This is a genomic window from Peribacillus sp. NPDC094092, assembly GCF_050279365.1.
In the GTDB taxonomy this organism is placed as follows: Bacteria; Bacillota; Bacilli; order Bacillales; family DSM-1321; genus Peribacillus.
Map to the genome: position 1 here is coordinate 905640 of NZ_JBNNUC010000002.1, position 16377 is coordinate 922016.

The window sequence follows — 16377 nt, forward strand, 5'->3', positions numbered from 1 at the left end:
CCGCCTGAATTCGACCATTGGCTTATGCTATACTTTTTAATATAAAAATGGAGTGTGAATGGATATGGATAAGAATCAACAAGGAATTGAATTTATGCAGCAAGGGAAATACGAAGAAGCGGCGAAAGTTTTTAATGAGGCGATCGAGGAAAATCCGAATGAGCCTGTTGCGTACATAAACTTTGGGAATGTATTGACTGCCGTGGGAGAAACGGAAAAAGCGGTCAAATTTTACAAAAAGGCGATTGAGCTGGATGAAAATGCAGCGGCCGCTTACTATTCATTAGGAAACTTATATTATGAATCCGATTCTAAACTAGTCGAAGCGAAGGATATGTTTGAAAAGGCAATCCGTTTAGGACTGGATAACAGCGATGCTTACTTCATGCTTGGATTGACATTGATGGCGTTAGATCAACCGAAGTTGGCGATGCCTTATTTACAGAGAACGGTGGAGCTGAGCCCTGAGGACGTTGATGCGAGATTCCAATATGCGCTTTGTCTTGCCAATGCGGAATTGTATGATGAATTGATCAATCAACTGAATTTAGTAGTGGAACAGGATCCGGGCCATGCGGATGCTTATTATAATTTGGGCGTTGCGTTTGCAGGGTACCGTGAGGATGCGCAAGCGGCGATGGATTATTTTGATAAGGCTTTGGAAGCACAGCCAGACCATATGCTTGCTGCGCATGGAAAGAAACTGTTGGAAGAAATGAATGCCGAGTAAATAAACGGCATATGCATGGAAAGGTGGGGAGAAGCGTTGAGCCAGCAAGATTCGTTGGATTTGTTTTCAGAAGAGAAAAAGTTCATGAAAGGAAGTCATTTAGTGACGATCTTTCATAATGAAGAAAACATGTACTCGGTTGTTAGAATTCGCGTGCATGAAACGAATCTGAATTATGAAGAGAAGGAAGCGGTCGTGACAGGTTATTTTCCAAGGATGCATGAGGATGAGATTTATATTTTTTATGGGGCCATGAAGGAACATCCTCGTTTTGGCCTTCAATACCATGTCGAGCATTTCCGCAAGGATCTGCCTCAATCCAAGGAAGGAATCGTCAGTTATTTATCCGGTGACCTTTTCAAGGGCATTGGGAAAAAAACGGCTGAAAGCATTGTTGAGACACTGGGTGAAAAGGCAATATCAAAAATTCTGGCTCAGCCTTCGCTACTTGATGATATCCCGAAGCTATCCGGAGAAAAGGCAAAGGGGCTCTATGATACATTGGTCGAGCATCAAGGTCTGGAGCAGGTGATGATTGCCTTGAATCAATATGGCTTCGGTCCCCAGCTGTCGATGAAGATCTATCAAATGTATAAGCAGGATACGATCACGATGGTTCAGGGAAATCCGTATAAGCTCGTTGAGGATATTGAAGGGATTGGTTTTGGACGGGCGGATGAGCTTGGGCACCAGCTGGGCATTTCCGGCAGCCATCCCGATCGGATCAAGGCTGCGTGCTTGTATACGCTTGAATCACAATGCCTTCAGGACGGAAATATCTACATAGAAGCCGAGCAGCTATTGGAGGCCGTCAAACGTCTGCTGGAAGAAAATAAACGGGACCGCATTGAGTTCACGGACATTTCCTCGGAAATAATCGAATTGACGCAAGAGGGGAAAATAGTTGTCGAGGATCAACGAATTTATCCGCCTTCGCTATTCTATTCGGAAAAGGGAATCGTGATGAACATCAAGAGACTGCTTGCCCAAACCGAGTATGAGGACCAGTTCCCGGAATCGGAGTTCTTGCTGGCACTTGGGGAGCTGGAAGAGCGGCTGGGTGTTTCCTATGCACCGGCCCAAAAGGAAGCGATCCAGACAGCCCTGCAATCACCCATGTTGATCTTGACGGGCGGACCTGGTACCGGTAAGACGACAGTCATCAAAGGCATCGTTGAGCTATATGCAGAGCTGCATGGCGTATCCATGGACATTAACGATTATAAAAAAGAAGGAAGCGATCCATTTCCATTCGTACTTGCTGCCCCTACTGGCCGTGCAGCGAAACGAATGGCCGAGTCGACTGGGCTCCCTGCTGTCACGATCCACCGTTTGCTCGGGTGGAACGGGAGTGAAGGCTTTTCCTATGATGAGGATAATCAGCTGGATGGCCGCATCGTGATCATCGATGAGGTTTCCATGGTGGATACGTGGCTGGCCCATCAATTATTTAAAGCTCTGCCGGAAAATGTCCAAGTGATATTGGTTGGTGATGAAGACCAGCTGCCATCTGTTGGCCCTGGGCAGGTTTTAAAGGATTTGCTTGCATCGAACTGTGTACCGACAGTCAGCCTGGAACATATTTATCGTCAAGCTGATGGCTCATCGATCATTGAATTGGCCCATGAAATCAAAAAAGGCAGGCTTCCGGATGATGTTGCGAAACAGCAGGAAGATCGCTCGTTCATTCGCTGCCAAACAGGCCAAATCCCCCAAGTGATCGAGAAAGTGGTTGCCAATGCGAGGACGAAAGGCTTCACGGCCAAGGATATACAGGTGCTGGCTCCCATGTATAGAGGGCCTGCGGGGATTGATGCCCTGAATAAAATGCTTCAGGAAGTGTTCAATAGCAATGCGAACGAAAAGCGGCGGGAAATAAAATTCGGAGATGTGATATATAGAACGGGGGATAAGGTGCTTCAACTGGTGAACCAGCCAGAGGAGGGTGTCTTTAATGGCGATATGGGTGAAATCGTGTCCATCTTGTTCGCTAAAGAAAATACCGATCATGTCGATAAAGTAATCATATCGTTCGAGGGCATCGAAGTGACTTACACGAAACAGGACTTGAACCAGATTACACATGCCTATTGCTGCTCCATCCATAAGTCGCAGGGAAGCGAATTCCCCATTGTCATTTTACCGGTAGTGAAAAGTTATTATCGGATGCTACGCCGTAATTTATTGTATACGGCGATAACCCGCAGTAAAAATTTCTTGATCCTTTGCGGTGAAGAAGATGCATTCCGTATAGGGATCGAGCGTAATGATGAGATGCGCCGGAAAACGACTTTGCGTGAAAAGCTGCAAGAGATATTGAGTGAAGAAGAAATGCCTGTGGAAAAGGGTGAAGTACATCAACCATCAAGTTATCTTGATATTCTCATGCATGCCGATCCGATGATCGGGATGGAGAATGTTACGCCATATGATTTTATGTAGCTGGTTCTATTTGATGAATTTTGTTTAAAGTTCATGGTTTTGGTGGAACTATAGAATATAACTTATATGTGGAAGAGCAGGGGGGATTTGATGAAAAAAGGTTGGATTATAGGGATAGTCATTGTCGTTTTACTGGTCATTTATGGGGCATCTTCGTACAACGGCCTTGTAAGTGCCAGTGAAGACGTCGACAATAAATGGTCACAGGTGGATAATCAATTAAAACGGAGAGCCGATTTGATTCCGAATCTTGTCGAAACGGTGAAGGGGTATGCTTCGCATGAAACGGAAGCCATTAAAGCGGTGAGCGATGCACGCTCGAAGCTGGCTGGTGCCAATTCGACCGAAGATGCGATTGCAGCCGATCAAGAATTGAGCGGGGCCTTGAGCCGCCTTTTGGTGGTTGTGGAGAACTATCCGGATTTAAAGGCCAATGAGAACTTCAAGGGTCTCATGGATAGTTTGGAAGGAACGGAAAATCGGCTGACGGTAGCCCGGAAAGACTATAATGATGAAGTGACCAACTATAATAAAATGATTAAACGCTTTCCGAAGAATATGATGGCAGGAGCGTTCGGATTCGATGCCAAACCATATTTCGAAGTGACCGATCAAGAAAAAGAAACGCCAAAGGTTGATTTCGGGAGCGATAAATAATGAAAAAACTCGCTGTGTTTGCGCTATTCTTCATTCTCACGTTCAGTTTAGCAAACGTGGCCGCAGCACAACCTAACATTCCTGAACCAGTTGGGGATATATATGTTCAGGACTTTGCCGGAGTCCTGAGTGAAAAGGAAAAATCCGAGCTCATCGAACTTGGGAAACGATTGGATGATGCCACAAAAGCACAAATTTCCGTTTTGACGGTTGATTCGATGGAAGGATCTGAAATCGAGGAGTACTCGGTCGAGGCATTGAGAGCATTCAAGCTTGGGGATGCCGAGCTGAACAATGGAGTCCTCATAGTGCTGGCCATGGAAGAACAGAAAATCCGTATTGAAGTGGGGTACGGATTGGAAGGTGCCATTACCGATATCAAATCTGGACAGATTTTGGACAATGTGGCCATCCCTGAGCTGAAAGAGGGTAGATATGATGTTGCCCTGACGGAGACCTATAAGGCCGTATATAACGATGTCACGAAAGAATACAACCTGGGTGACGAGTTTTATCAAGATCTCTCCGTTCAGCCCGAGTCGGAAACCTTTCAGCCATCAGGTTTACAGATTTTCCTGATCATCATCGTTGTCATCATCGTATTCATCCTCGATGCCAAGTTCTTTAAAGGATTCTTCCTACAAACGCTAATCAATATCCTTTTGATATTCATCAGTCGCGGTGGCGGCGGAGGCCGTGGAGGCGGAAGCGGCGGTCCACGGGGCGGCGGAGGAGGAAGTTCCGGTGGCGGAGGTGCCAGCAGGGGATGGTAAAGCAGTGGGTCTGACCGGGAAACCGGTCTTTTTTTTATGCATTCCCTGTATTTCCGGAAGTTGGACCAACAATGGAAAACCTTTCAGCACATCTATTTTCTTTAGGAAAGAGATAATAAAAATGTTCGGAAAGGCGGGATGACCTTGCGGACGTTTTCTTTATTGAAAGGAATGCCGGTTTTTACAATCAAAGGAGACAGAATCGGCACGGTCCACGATTTATCAATTTCTGAAAGGGGACAGGTAACAGGGCTGGTCGTTCATCAACAAGCATTGTTCAAAAGGGCTTTTCATTTGAAACTTGACGATATTTCTTCATTCGGTCCAGACGGGATCGTGATCAGGCAACAAGATTCCACCTTAAATAAAGTGCCTGCGGATTCCATTTGCCTATCGAAGGACGAGTTATTGGGACGCATGCTTTTTTCGGAAATGGGCGAAGAACTCGGTTTACTGCAGGATGTATATTTCAAGGAGAAAATGGGCACGATTATAGCGTATGAAACAACGGATGGGTTTTTCTCTGAGTCGACAGTGATACAATCAAAACAGCCGCCTGCATTAGGGAAGGATACCATCATTGTTTCAGTTTATGAACAGTGAGGTGTCCATTTTGGAAATTAAATGTCCGAATTGCCGCAGTAAAGATGTTGGGAAGATTGGCGTAAATCAATATTATTGTTGGAATTGCTTTATTGAAATGACTCTATCCGAAGGGCTCATTAATACGCATCAGGTCGAGGAAGATGGAAGTTTAAGCTCATTGGACGATTTGTTTGAGGAAAACGACCGCCGCTTCAGTATGTAATTAACGGAAGAGGTGTTTGCAATGGCTAGACGTTCACGCAATACGCTAATGAATATGGGTTCGGACTTGATGAACTCGAAGATGGTCAAACGGAACATGAAGAAAATACGCAAAAGATTAAAATCATTATTATAGCAGGAATGGGTGTCCTGAATTAATGAGGGCACTCTTTTTTATGTATGAAAACCTTCCGCCTTTCGAAGAATAAATGAGCGGGAGGTGTTTATTGTGAGTATTCGTTTAAAGTGGTTTTATCGCCTGGGTTTTTTATTGCTCTTATTTTTCGTTATCTATATTTTTATGAAACTTAAGCCCATGTGGGGACCTGCCGTAACTGTATGCGTGACAGTACTGCTGCCTTTTTTGATCGGTGCGTTCATCAGTTACTTGCTGCACCCTGTAGTGGAATATTTAAATGAGAAAGGGATGAGTCGCTGGCTTTCGATTACGATCATCTATTTGTTGTTTTTCGGAGGGATCGGCTTTGCTGTTTATAAAGGGATTCCCGTGATCGTCAGCCAGGTTCGCGAGCTGTCGGAAAGCGTGCCGGAACTGGTTGAACAGTACCAGGGCAGGATTGATAAGCTCAATCATCAAACGGCGGCATGGCCGTTCGGCATTCATGAGAGATTCGAAGAAGGCGTCACCTTATTCGAAGGCTGGCTGAAGCGCATTCCTGAAAAGGCAATGGAGTATGCAATGAAGATGATTGATTTCATCGTCCTGATTGCGTTGATTCCATTCATTGCTTTTTATATCCTGAAAGATTTCACCGTGCTAAAAAAGATGGCATGGTATATGACCCCGAAAAAATGGCGCAAGCAGGGACGGGCATTCGTTCGTGATGTGGATGCGTCGCTTGGCGGCTATATCCGCGGACAAATCATCGTTTGTGTCGTGATCGGTTTGATTTCCTCGCTGCTCTTCTGGATCGTCGGAATGGAATATCCGCTTCTATTGGGGGCGATAATCGGGATAACGAATGTCATCCCGTATTTCGGGCCGATTATCGGGGCCATTCCTGCAGTGGTCATCGCCGCGACCATGTCGGTTAAAATGGTGTTGATCATCGCGGCGATCGTGCTCGTACTTCAATTTCTTGAGGGAAATATCCTGTCGCCGTTAATAGTCGGTAAAAGCCTCCATATGCACCCGCTGTTCATCATGCTTGCGTTATTGGCCGGAGGTGAAATAGGCGGTATCGTGGGCATGGTTATTTCGATTCCCATCTTGGCTGTGCTGAAAGTTTTTGTACTTCATGCCCGCGTTCACTTTAGAAAGAAGCCGCCGCTTATTGACAAATAAAAGTCTTGTGAATATAATCCATTACATAAGATAATTCGTTGAAGGATGAAGTATGCTGAAAACCATCTAAAAGAGAGGGGTCCCCCAGGCTGAAAGGGACTGCCAGGTGAAGAGCAGCAGAAAGCTAGTCCTGAGAGCAGCTAATACCTGCCGTCATGCCGCGTTAAGGCTTTTATGAAGGTGATGGGCCTGGGTGAATTCCTGCGTCCATAATCAGGGTGGTACCGCGAGTCAACTCTCGTCCCTGTTTTTGGGATGGGGGTTTTTTGTGTGCTCAAAATTACATAATTTTAAAAGGAGGATATATATATGAAGTATTTAACTGGTGCTCAAATCCGCCAAATGTATTTAGATTTTTTTAGTGAAAAAGGCCATACCATCGAACCAAGTGCGTCATTGGTTCCCCATGAAGATCCATCATTGCTTTGGATCAATTCCGGGGTGGCGACGTTAAAGAAATATTTTGATGGACGGGTGATTCCTGAAAATCCAAGGATTACAAATGCCCAAAAGGCCATCCGTACGAACGATATTGAAAACGTGGGGAAAACGGCACGTCATCATACGTTTTTCGAAATGCTCGGAAACTTCTCCATTGGTGAATACTTCAAAGAAGAAGCCATCACATGGGCTTGGGAGTTTTTGACGGATGAAAAATGGATTGGCTTCGACAAAGAGAAATTGGCTGTCACGATCCATCCTGAAGATGATGAAGCATTCGAACTATGGAATAAGAAAATCGGCGTTCCTGCTGAAAGGATCATTCGCCTGGAAGAAAACTTCTGGGATATCGGGGAAGGTCCAAGCGGCCCGAATACTGAGATTTTCTATGACCGCGGGCCGGCATATGGCGATGATCCGAATGACCCGGAACTATATCCAGGCGGGGAAAATGAACGTCATCTAGAAGTCTGGAACCTTGTGTTCTCTCAATTCAACCATAATCCTGATGGTTCTTACACACCGCTTCCAAAGAAGAATATCGATACTGGCATGGGGCTTGAACGTATGGCTTCCGTCGTGCAAGATGTGGCGACGAACTATGATACAGATTTATTCATGCCGATCATCCGGGCAGTCGAAGAGATTTCCGATGTGAAGTATGGTGTTGATACAGAAAAAGATGTTGCATTCAAGGTCATTGCCGACCATATTCGTACGGTAGCATTTGCAGTAGGTGACGGGGCTCTTCCATCCAACGAAGGCCGCGGTTATGTATTGCGCCGTTTACTCCGCAGGGCGGTTCGATATGCTAAGCAAATCAACATCCATCGTCCATTCATGTTCGAGCTTGTGACGGTCGTGGGCGAAATCATGAAAGACTTCTACCCTGAAGTCCTTAAAAATAAAGAGTTCATTGCAAAAGTAATCAAAAATGAAGAGGAACGCTTCCATGAAACTCTGAATGACGGACTGTCCATCCTTTCTGAAGTCATTAAAAAGGAAAAGGAAAAAGGCGGTACAACCATTCCGGGCAGTGATGCATTCCGTTTATATGACACATACGGTTTCCCGATTGAGTTAACGGAAGAATATGCAGAAGAAGAAGGCATGACGGTCGATCAAGCCGGATTTGAAAAAGAGATGGATGCACAGCGTGAACGTGCCCGTTCAGCGCGTCAAGATGTGGATTCGATGCAAATCCAAGGCGGGGTATTGGGCGATATAAAAGTTGAAAGTGAATTTGTCGGCTATGATCAAGTAGCTGTCGAAGCCAAAGTTGCTGCCATCGTAAAAAATGGCGAGCTTGTAACGGAGGCACAAGAAGGCGAAGAAGTTCAAGTGATCCTGAACAAGACTCCTTTCTACGCGGAAAGCGGCGGACAAATAGCCGATACAGGAACGATGGCCAGTGAATCCGCAAAGGTTGATGTCCATGATGTCCAAAAAGCTCCTAATGGCCAAAACCTGCACCGTGTAACAGTTACTGCCGGCACATTAACAGCAGATTCCGATATCGTTGCTGCGGTAAATCAAGAAAACCGCATCCATATCACGAAAAACCATACTGCGACACACCTTCTGCACCAGGCGTTGAAGGATGTGCTAGGTACACATGTCAACCAAGCTGGTTCACTCGTACAGGCTGAGCGCCTTCGCTTCGACTTCTCTCATTTTGGCCAGATAACGGCGGAAGAGATTGAAAGAATCGAAACGATTGTAAATGAAAAGATTTGGCAAAGCTTACAAGTGAATACGGACTATAAAAACATCGATGAAGCCAAGGCTATGGGCGCAATGGCCTTGTTCGGCGAAAAATACGGGAAGATTGTCCGTGTCGTTCAAATAGGCGATTACAGTCTAGAACTTTGTGGCGGTGTCCATGTCCCGAATACAGCGGTAATCGGCTTGTTCAAAATCGTTTCCGAAAGCGGAATCGGTGCAGGGACTCGCCGTATAGAAGCGGTAACGGGTGCCGGGGCATACAAATTGATGACTGAGCAAATCGGTGTCTTGAAAGACGCGGCTGCTAAATTGAAAACGAACTTGAAAGACGTACCATCAAGAATTGAAACGGTACTGGCTGAAGTGAAGGATCTTCATCGTGAGAATGAAAGCCTTACTGCAAAATTAAGCAATATCGAAGCAAGCAGCCTAGTTTCTAACGTAAAAGAGATAAATGGTGTTCAAGTATTGGTGGCAAAAGTTCAAGCTACCGACATGAATAATCTGCGTGCCATGGCGGATGATTTGAAACAAAAGCTCGATTCTGTCATCATCGTATTAGGTTCGGCCCAAGGTGATAAAGTCAATTTGATTGCCGGGGTGACCAAGGATTACATCGATCGCGGTTTCCATGCCGGGAAATTGGTCAAAGAAGTTGCTTCCCGTTGCGGCGGCGGCGGTGGCGGACGTCCTGATATGGCCCAAGCCGGCGGTAAAGACCCTGAAAAATTGGATGCAGCACTTAATTTTGTTGAAGAATGGGTCTTATCGATTTCATAATCAATGGAAAGTGTTGTACAATGTAGGTAATAGTGGATTCTGGACGCTGAGGAGAGGTGCATGTTAATGAGTTCCTTTGATAAAACGATGAAATTTAATTTTCCCGAAGAACCATTCGAAAGAGATGTACAAGAAGTATTGTCTCAAGTATATGTTGCACTTCAGGAAAAAGGTTATAACCCGATAAACCAGATTGTCGGTTATCTATTATCTGGTGACCCGGCCTACATCCCGCGCCATATGGATGCTCGGAACATTATTCGTAAACTTGAACGCGATGAAATCATCGAAGAATTGGTTAAGTCGTATCTTAAGAACCATCGAGAGGAATACTAATGCGCACAATGGGACTTGATTTGGGTTCAAAAACCATCGGCGTCGCCTTGAGTGACGCGATGGGTTGGACCGCACAAGGATTGGAAACGATCAAAATTAACGAAGCTGGAAATGACTTTGGCTTTAAACGCCTCAATGAAATCATAAAAGAGCATGATGTTTCTAAAATTGTCCTCGGTTTACCTAAAAACATGAATGGGACTGTTGGACCGCGAGGCGAGATCAGCCAAGATTTCGCTAAACGATTAGAAAACAAATTCAAGCTGCCGGTGTTTCTCTGGGATGAACGGTTGACAACTATGGCGGCTGAACGTGTCCTTCTTGAGGCGGACGTGAGCCGAAGCAAACGCAAGAAAGTCATTGATAAAATGGCAGCTGTCATGATCCTGCAAGGATTCTTGGACAGACAAACAAATTCAATATGAGGTGAATACTAATGGAACACGGTGAAAACAACATTACAGTAGTAGATGAAAACGGAAACGAGCAGCTTTGCGAAATCCTTTTCACATTCGATTCAGATAAATTCAACAAATCTTATGTACTTTACTATCCGATGTCTGCAGACGATGAAGAGGAAGAAATTGAAATCCACGCTTCATCATTCGTACCAAGCGAAGATAATAAAGATGGTGAACTTACACCGATCGAAACAGAAGAAGAATGGGATCTTGTCGAAGAAATGTTGAATACATTCCTTGACCAAGAAGAAGCGGAAGAAGAATAAGATTTAAAAAAACCGGCCTCTAAAGGCCGGTTCTTTTTTTAGACAAAAGGAAGAGCGGATGCCTGGAAAGGAATTCAAGTTCAAATTGTCCAAGCCGTTAAAAAGGTCGTTTTTTTCATTTGTGTTCCAAAGACTCCTTATCTTTTCTTTGCGAATAAAAGCATAAAAGTAGCGAGCGGACCCAAAAATAATGATAGCAAGAACCAATTCAACGCGTTCTATTTTTACCTTGGGCAAGTCCGGCGTTTATGAGTGCCAATGTCCCCCAACCTACAAAATAAGAATTATCCAACTCCTTCACACCTTTCTTTTTCTCAAATGATTATGGCATTCCTACATGAATATGTGTGTCATTGCCCGAAATGCCTATAAACAATTAGCGCGTATTGTTTTAAGCGGAAGAAATAAGATATCACTATTTTCCTATTAAATCACACCAGTATATTGACAAAACTAGTGCGTTTTTGCCATAAATAGAGTATTGATGAATGGAGTTTTGCAAAAAACATGTAATTATTTGTTGATTTTAGTATAATGTTCGAAGCGAAGATTAATTAGAGAAAGCATCATCTAGAAACCATTCTGTGGTTGGTGTGTGTTTGCAGGGGGAATGAAAATGGATGAAAAAGATAAAAATCTATCTAAAAAGGAACATATCCGAATGAAATTGTTAGAACAGCAAGGAGAAGCCAAGCTGGTTCGTAAAATCATCATGATTACGATTGCTTCGCTTATTTTACTAATTGGGGTAGTTGGTCTTGTAGGCTTTTTATATATCAACTCAGCCATGAAGCCAGTCGATCCGGATGATGACACCATCAAAAAAGTGAAAATTCCAATCGGTTCTTCGGTAAACGGAATTTCAACACTGCTTGAAGAGCAGGGGATAATCAAGGACGCACGCGTATTCAAATATTATATTAAATTCCGCAATGAATCCGGTTTCCAGGCAGGTGAATATAAATTATCACCTTCCATGCCAATTGAAGATATCGTCACTAGCATCAAAACCGGGAAACTCATGAAGGAAGCTGCAATGAAGATCACGATTCCTGAAGGGAAGCAGCTTATCCAAATTGCCGATATCATCGCTGTAAAGACGGGTGAAGATCCGAAAAAGGTCTTTAAGAAATTGAATGATAAGAAGTTCGTAAATTCCATGCAAGAGAAGTTTCCGCAGCTTTTGACCTCGGAAATTGAAAATGAAAAGGTTTTATATCCGCTTGAAGGATACCTTTTCCCGGCTACTTATGATTTTTATGAGGAAAAACCTACCCTGGAATCGATCGTCATCGAGATGCTGAAGAAAACCGAAGAAACATTGCAGGCTTACGAGAGCCAAATGGACAAGAACGATTATTCGGTACACCAGATGCTGACTTTCGCTTCGCTTGTTGAAGAAGAGGCGACGGCTCAAGTCGATCGCGGAAAAATAGCTTCCGTCTTTTACAATCGCATGGAGGAAGGCATGCCGCTTCAAACGGATCCGACCGTTTTGTATGCGAAGGGTTCACATAAGAGCAGGGTGTATTATAAAGACCTTGAGGTGAAATCCCCTTATAATACGTATAAGAACAAGGGGCTGCCGCCAGGCCCGATTGCCAATGCCGGAACGACATCGATCGATGCGGTACTGAAACCTGAGAAAACGGATTATCTGTACTTTTTGGCAACACCTGAAGGGGAAGTCCTTTACTCTAAGACCTTGGATGACCACAATAACAAAAAGGCAGAGCATATTTCCAATAAATAAATAAAAATAGCAAGGAGACTGTAGGGGGAGAGATATTACTTTCCCCTTGTTTTTATGGTAGAATAGTACAAGTGAATTTTTGATCCGATTCTAAATCGGTGACGTAACTCGGCGAATGCCGGGTTTTATTTTGAAAGATAAGGAAATGTAGATCGTCAAGCATACTTGTTTCAGCTCCTTGTGAAGAAATGGTCCAATCAATTTTTTCATGTTACTGACCAAGCGCTTTTGTTTTCCTTATAAATGGAGGAAACGTTTTGAACGGAAAAATAGAACAATATCTTCATTCCTTAATTCCGGAGCGTACGGGTTTGCTTAAGGAGTTGGAAGATTTTGCGATGGAAAATAATGTGCCGATCATGGAGCCTGAGGGCATTGAGGTGCTGCTTCAGATTTTAAGGCTTCATCAGCCAAAGGCGATATTGGAAGTTGGTTCGGCAATAGGCTATTCGGCCATCAGGATGGCTGAGACCCTTCCGGAAGCCCGAATCGTCACACTTGAACGGAATGAAGCCCGTATCGAGCAGGCAAGGGCTAACTTCAAGAAAGCGGGACTGTCGGAAAGGATCACCCTCATTGAAGGGGATGCCCTTGAAGCGGGACCGAAAGTGATGGAACACGGTCCGTTTGATATCATCTTCGTTGATGCAGCTAAAGGGCAGTACAAGCGATTCTTTGAACTCTTTGAACCATTCCTTGCCGATGCTGGCATTATCATTACTGATAATGTTTTATTCAAAGGCTTGGTTGCCGAAAACATTGAAGAAATGGAAATGACGAGAAGAAAGCGAGCTCTTATTAAAAAAATCAGAGACTTTAACATCTGGTTACATGACCATCCCAACTTCGATACCGTAATTTTGCCGATTGGTGATGGTGTGGCCATCAGTAAACATAGAGGTGACAAAAATGAAAAAGCCTGAATTACTTGTGACTCCGACAAGTGTCGATCATATATCAGAACTCATTGATGCTGGCGCTGACGCCTTTGTCATAGGTGAACAACGTTATGCGCTAAGGCTGGCAGGGGAGTTCAAACGTGAAGATGTAGAGAAGGCGATTGAGATTGCACATGCCGCGGGCAAGAAAGTGTACGTATCCATGAACTCCATTTTCCATAATGAAAAAGTGGACGAGCTTGAAGGGTACGTCGCGTTCCTTCAAGAGGCTGGTGCCGACCGGATCATATTCGGTGATCCCGCAGTCTTGATGGCTGTTCGCGCCGCGGCACCTGATATGCCCCTGCACTGGAATACAGAGATGACGGTAACGAACTGGTACACATGTAATTATTGGGGGAAACGCGGTGCTGTCCGTGCCGTTGCTGCCCGTGAGATAAGTCTGGACGAGATAGTGGAAATGAAGGAAAATGCCGAGGTGGAGATCGAAGTCCAAGTGCATGGCATGACATGCATGTTCCAATCGAAGCGTACGCTCCTTGGTAATTACTTTGAATACCAAGGCAAGGCATTGGAAGTGGAGAATCGGAAGGAACATAGAAATATGTTCTTGCATGATAAGGAACGTGAAAATAAATATCCGATTTATGAAGATGAAAATGGTACACATATCATGAGTCCGAATGATATGTGCATGATCGATGAACTTCAGGAATTGATTGAAGCGGAAATCGATTCACTGAAAATCGAAGGATTATTGCAAACACCGGAATATATCATTGAAATGACAAAGTTATATCGGGAAGCGATTGACGTATGTGCAGAAGACCCTGACCGCTATGATGATGTGAAAGCGGAACTTTTTGAAAAAGTCAAAGCGATTCAGCCGGATAACCGTGAGTTGGATACAGGATTCTTCTTTAAAGAATCGGTTTATTAAAGAAAAGGGTAAGAGAAAGAGGAGGAATAGCCTTGAATGCTATTGCTGATAAAATTTCCAAGATCGTTGATGGAAAGAGAGTCATTGTAAAAAAACCGGAATTGCTGGCTCCTGCCGGCAACCTTGAAAAATTAAAAATTGCCGTCCATTACGGCGCGGATGCCGTGTTCATCGGCGGTCAGGAATATGGCCTTCGTTCCAATGCCGGCAACTTCACGTTTGAGGAAATGAAGGAAGGCGTCGAATTCGCTAATAAATATGGTGCTAAAGTATATGTAACCACAAATATCTTCGCACATAATGAAAATATAGATGGTCTGGATGAATACCTGGAAGGTCTTCAGGAGGCTGGGGTTCATGGTATCATCGTCGCCGATCCATTAATCATCGAAACCTGTAAAAGGGTCGCTCCGAACGTCGAGATCCATTTAAGCACGCAGCAATCATTATCAAACTGGAAGGCTGTTCAGTATTGGAAAGAAGAAGGCTTGGAGCGGGTTGTTTTGGCACGTGAAACGAGTGCTGCTGAAATCCGTGAAATGAAGGAGAAGGTCGATATCGAAATCGAGGCTTTCGTTCATGGGGCCATGTGCATTGCCTATTCTGGTCGCTGCACCCTTTCGAACCATATGACGGCTCGTGATTCGAACCGCGGCGGCTGCTGTCAGTCTTGCCGTTGGGATTATGATTTATATGAGTGGGATCAAGACGGGGAAAAGGCTTTATTCGATAAAGAAGATGCTCCATTCGCAATGAGTCCAAAAGACTTGAAGCTGATTGAATCACTGCCAGGCATGATTGAAATTGGCATAGACAGCTTAAAAGTCGAAGGAAGAATGAAATCGATTCATTATATTGCAACGGTTGTCAGCGTCTATCGTAAAGTGATTGATGCGTATTGTGCAGATCCCGACAATTTCAAGATTAAACAAGAATGGCTGGAAGAGCTTGATAAGTGTGCGAACCGTGAGACGGCATCATCGTTCATGGAAGGGGAAATTCCTGGGTATAAACAGCAAATGTTCGGGAATCATACCGTAAAGACTCGCTTCGACTTCGCAGGATTGGTGCTTGATTACAACGAGGAAACTCAAATCGTCACCATGCAGCAACGTAATTTCTTCAAGCCTGGGGATGAAGTCGAGTTTTTTGGACCGGAAATCGAAAACTTCACTCAAAAAATCGGTACGATCTGGGATGAGTCAGGTAAGGAGCTGGAGGCAGCCCGCCATCCGCTTCAAATTGTCCGCATTCAAGTAGATAAAAGAGTTTATGTGAACAATATGATGCGGAAGGAGAATTGATATGACAAGAAAGAAACCAGTGGTCATCGGAGTTACCGGAGGTTCGGGATCAGGTAAAACAAGTGTTACCCGTTCCATTTTTGAATTTTTTCAAGGACATTCCATCTTGATGATCGAACAAGATTATTACTATAAAGATCAAAGTCATCTTCCTTTTGAAGAGCGCTTGAAAACGAACTATGATCATCCGCTTGCATTTGATAATGATTTGTTAATCGATCACATCAATGCATTGCTGCGCTATGAAACGATAGAAAAACCCGTCTATGATTATTCGATCCATACGCGTTCGGAAGAAGTCATCACAGTTGAGCCCCAGGATGTCATCATCCTTGAAGGGATACTTGTGCTCGAGGATGAGCGGCTCCGGGATCTGATGGATATGAAGCTTTATGTTGATACGGACGCAGATTTGCGGATCCTTCGTCGGATGACCCGTGATATTAAGGAACGCGGCCGTTCCATAGATTCCGTCATCGAACAATACATCAGTGTCGTCCGTCCGATGCATAATCAGTTCATAGAACCGACGAAGCGTTATGCCGACATCATCATTCCTGAAGGCGGTCAGAACCATGTGGCGATTGACCTTATGGTGACAAAAATTCAAACAATCCTTGAACAAAAGTCTTTTTTGTAATAACATAGCATAAATAATGATAGGTGCCATTTTCCTCCGTTTATTTAAATAATCCCATTTATTTATTGGGAAAGACTGGACAAATGTTGGAAAACGCAATACTCTATTCTTGATACA

16 protein-coding genes are annotated in these 16377 nt (G+C 44.2%); all 16 read left to right on the forward strand.

The genetic code is table 11. The features are described 5' to 3' along the window. The first annotated feature begins 64 nt into the window (after positions 1-64). The 16 genes from ACQKNS_RS13335 (at position 65) to udk (ending at position 16260) form a co-directional block, all read left to right on the forward strand. Positions 65-730, forward strand: a complete 666-nt coding sequence (locus ACQKNS_RS13335) for a tetratricopeptide repeat protein (RefSeq protein WP_427643499.1) — start codon at positions 65-67, stop codon at positions 728-730. Between the two features lie 36 nt (positions 731-766). Continuing rightward, the gene (gene recD2 / locus ACQKNS_RS13340; protein WP_427643501.1) at positions 767-3172 is read left to right on the forward strand and encodes an SF1B family DNA helicase RecD2; all 2406 of its coding nucleotides are present in this window, start codon (positions 767-769) and stop codon (positions 3170-3172) included. Positions 3173-3259: 87 nt separating this feature from the next. Next, entirely contained in the window at positions 3260-3829 is a 570-nt protein-coding gene (locus tag ACQKNS_RS13345) for a LemA family protein (protein WP_427643503.1), read from the forward strand. Then, positions 3829-4602 carry a TPM domain-containing protein gene (locus ACQKNS_RS13350; protein ID WP_427643505.1) on the forward strand — a complete coding sequence of 258 codons (774 nt, stop codon included), beginning with the start codon at positions 3829-3831 and terminating at the stop codon, positions 4600-4602. The genes ACQKNS_RS13345 and ACQKNS_RS13350 overlap by 1 nt, the downstream gene beginning before the upstream one ends. Before the next feature lie 144 nt (positions 4603-4746). Then, positions 4747-5205 carry a PRC-barrel domain-containing protein gene (locus ACQKNS_RS13355; protein ID WP_427643506.1) on the forward strand — a complete coding sequence of 153 codons (459 nt, stop codon included), beginning with the start codon at positions 4747-4749 and terminating at the stop codon, positions 5203-5205. After that, positions 5195-5410 carry a hypothetical protein gene (locus ACQKNS_RS13360; RefSeq protein WP_063233024.1) on the forward strand — a complete coding sequence of 72 codons (216 nt, stop codon included), beginning with the start codon at positions 5195-5197 and terminating at the stop codon, positions 5408-5410. The genes ACQKNS_RS13355 and ACQKNS_RS13360 overlap by 11 nt, the downstream gene beginning before the upstream one ends. A gap of 228 nt (positions 5411-5638) precedes the next feature. Next, positions 5639-6715 (forward strand): AI-2E family transporter, encoded by a 1077-nt coding sequence (locus tag ACQKNS_RS13365; protein ID WP_427643507.1) that lies wholly within the window; start codon positions 5639-5641, stop codon positions 6713-6715. Between the two features lie 309 nt (positions 6716-7024). Continuing rightward, entirely contained in the window at positions 7025-9661 is a 2637-nt protein-coding gene (gene alaS / locus ACQKNS_RS13370; RefSeq protein WP_427643509.1) for an alanine--tRNA ligase, read from the forward strand. Between the two features lie 66 nt (positions 9662-9727). After that, positions 9728-9997, forward strand: coding sequence for an IreB family regulatory phosphoprotein (locus ACQKNS_RS13375; protein WP_034311358.1), 270 nt, complete (start codon positions 9728-9730; stop codon positions 9995-9997). Beyond that, on the forward strand, positions 9997-10422 hold the full coding sequence (ruvX, locus tag ACQKNS_RS13380) for a Holliday junction resolvase RuvX (RefSeq protein WP_034308633.1): 426 nt from the start codon (positions 9997-9999) through the stop codon (positions 10420-10422). The genes ACQKNS_RS13375 and ruvX overlap by 1 nt, the downstream gene beginning before the upstream one ends. 11 nt (positions 10423-10433) lie before the next feature. After that, on the forward strand, positions 10434-10724 hold the full coding sequence (locus ACQKNS_RS13385) for a DUF1292 domain-containing protein (RefSeq protein WP_427643511.1): 291 nt from the start codon (positions 10434-10436) through the stop codon (positions 10722-10724). Between the two features lie 616 nt (positions 10725-11340). Then, positions 11341-12477, forward strand: coding sequence for an endolytic transglycosylase MltG (gene mltG / locus ACQKNS_RS13390; RefSeq protein WP_427643513.1), 1137 nt, complete (start codon positions 11341-11343; stop codon positions 12475-12477). A gap of 257 nt (positions 12478-12734) precedes the next feature. Beyond that, positions 12735-13400 (forward strand): O-methyltransferase, encoded by a 666-nt coding sequence (locus tag ACQKNS_RS13395; RefSeq protein ID WP_133352886.1) that lies wholly within the window; start codon positions 12735-12737, stop codon positions 13398-13400. Then, on the forward strand, positions 13387-14316 hold the full coding sequence (locus ACQKNS_RS13400; protein ID WP_427643514.1) for a peptidase U32 family protein: 930 nt from the start codon (positions 13387-13389) through the stop codon (positions 14314-14316). The genes ACQKNS_RS13395 and ACQKNS_RS13400 overlap by 14 nt, the downstream gene beginning before the upstream one ends. Before the next feature lie 32 nt (positions 14317-14348). Then, the gene (locus ACQKNS_RS13405; RefSeq protein WP_427643516.1) at positions 14349-15620 is read left to right on the forward strand and encodes a peptidase U32 family protein; all 1272 of its coding nucleotides are present in this window, start codon (positions 14349-14351) and stop codon (positions 15618-15620) included. 1 nt (position 15621) lies between these two features. After that, entirely contained in the window at positions 15622-16260 is a 639-nt protein-coding gene (udk, locus tag ACQKNS_RS13410) for a uridine kinase (RefSeq protein ID WP_034308619.1), read from the forward strand. Positions 16261-16377: the final 117 nt, after the last annotated feature.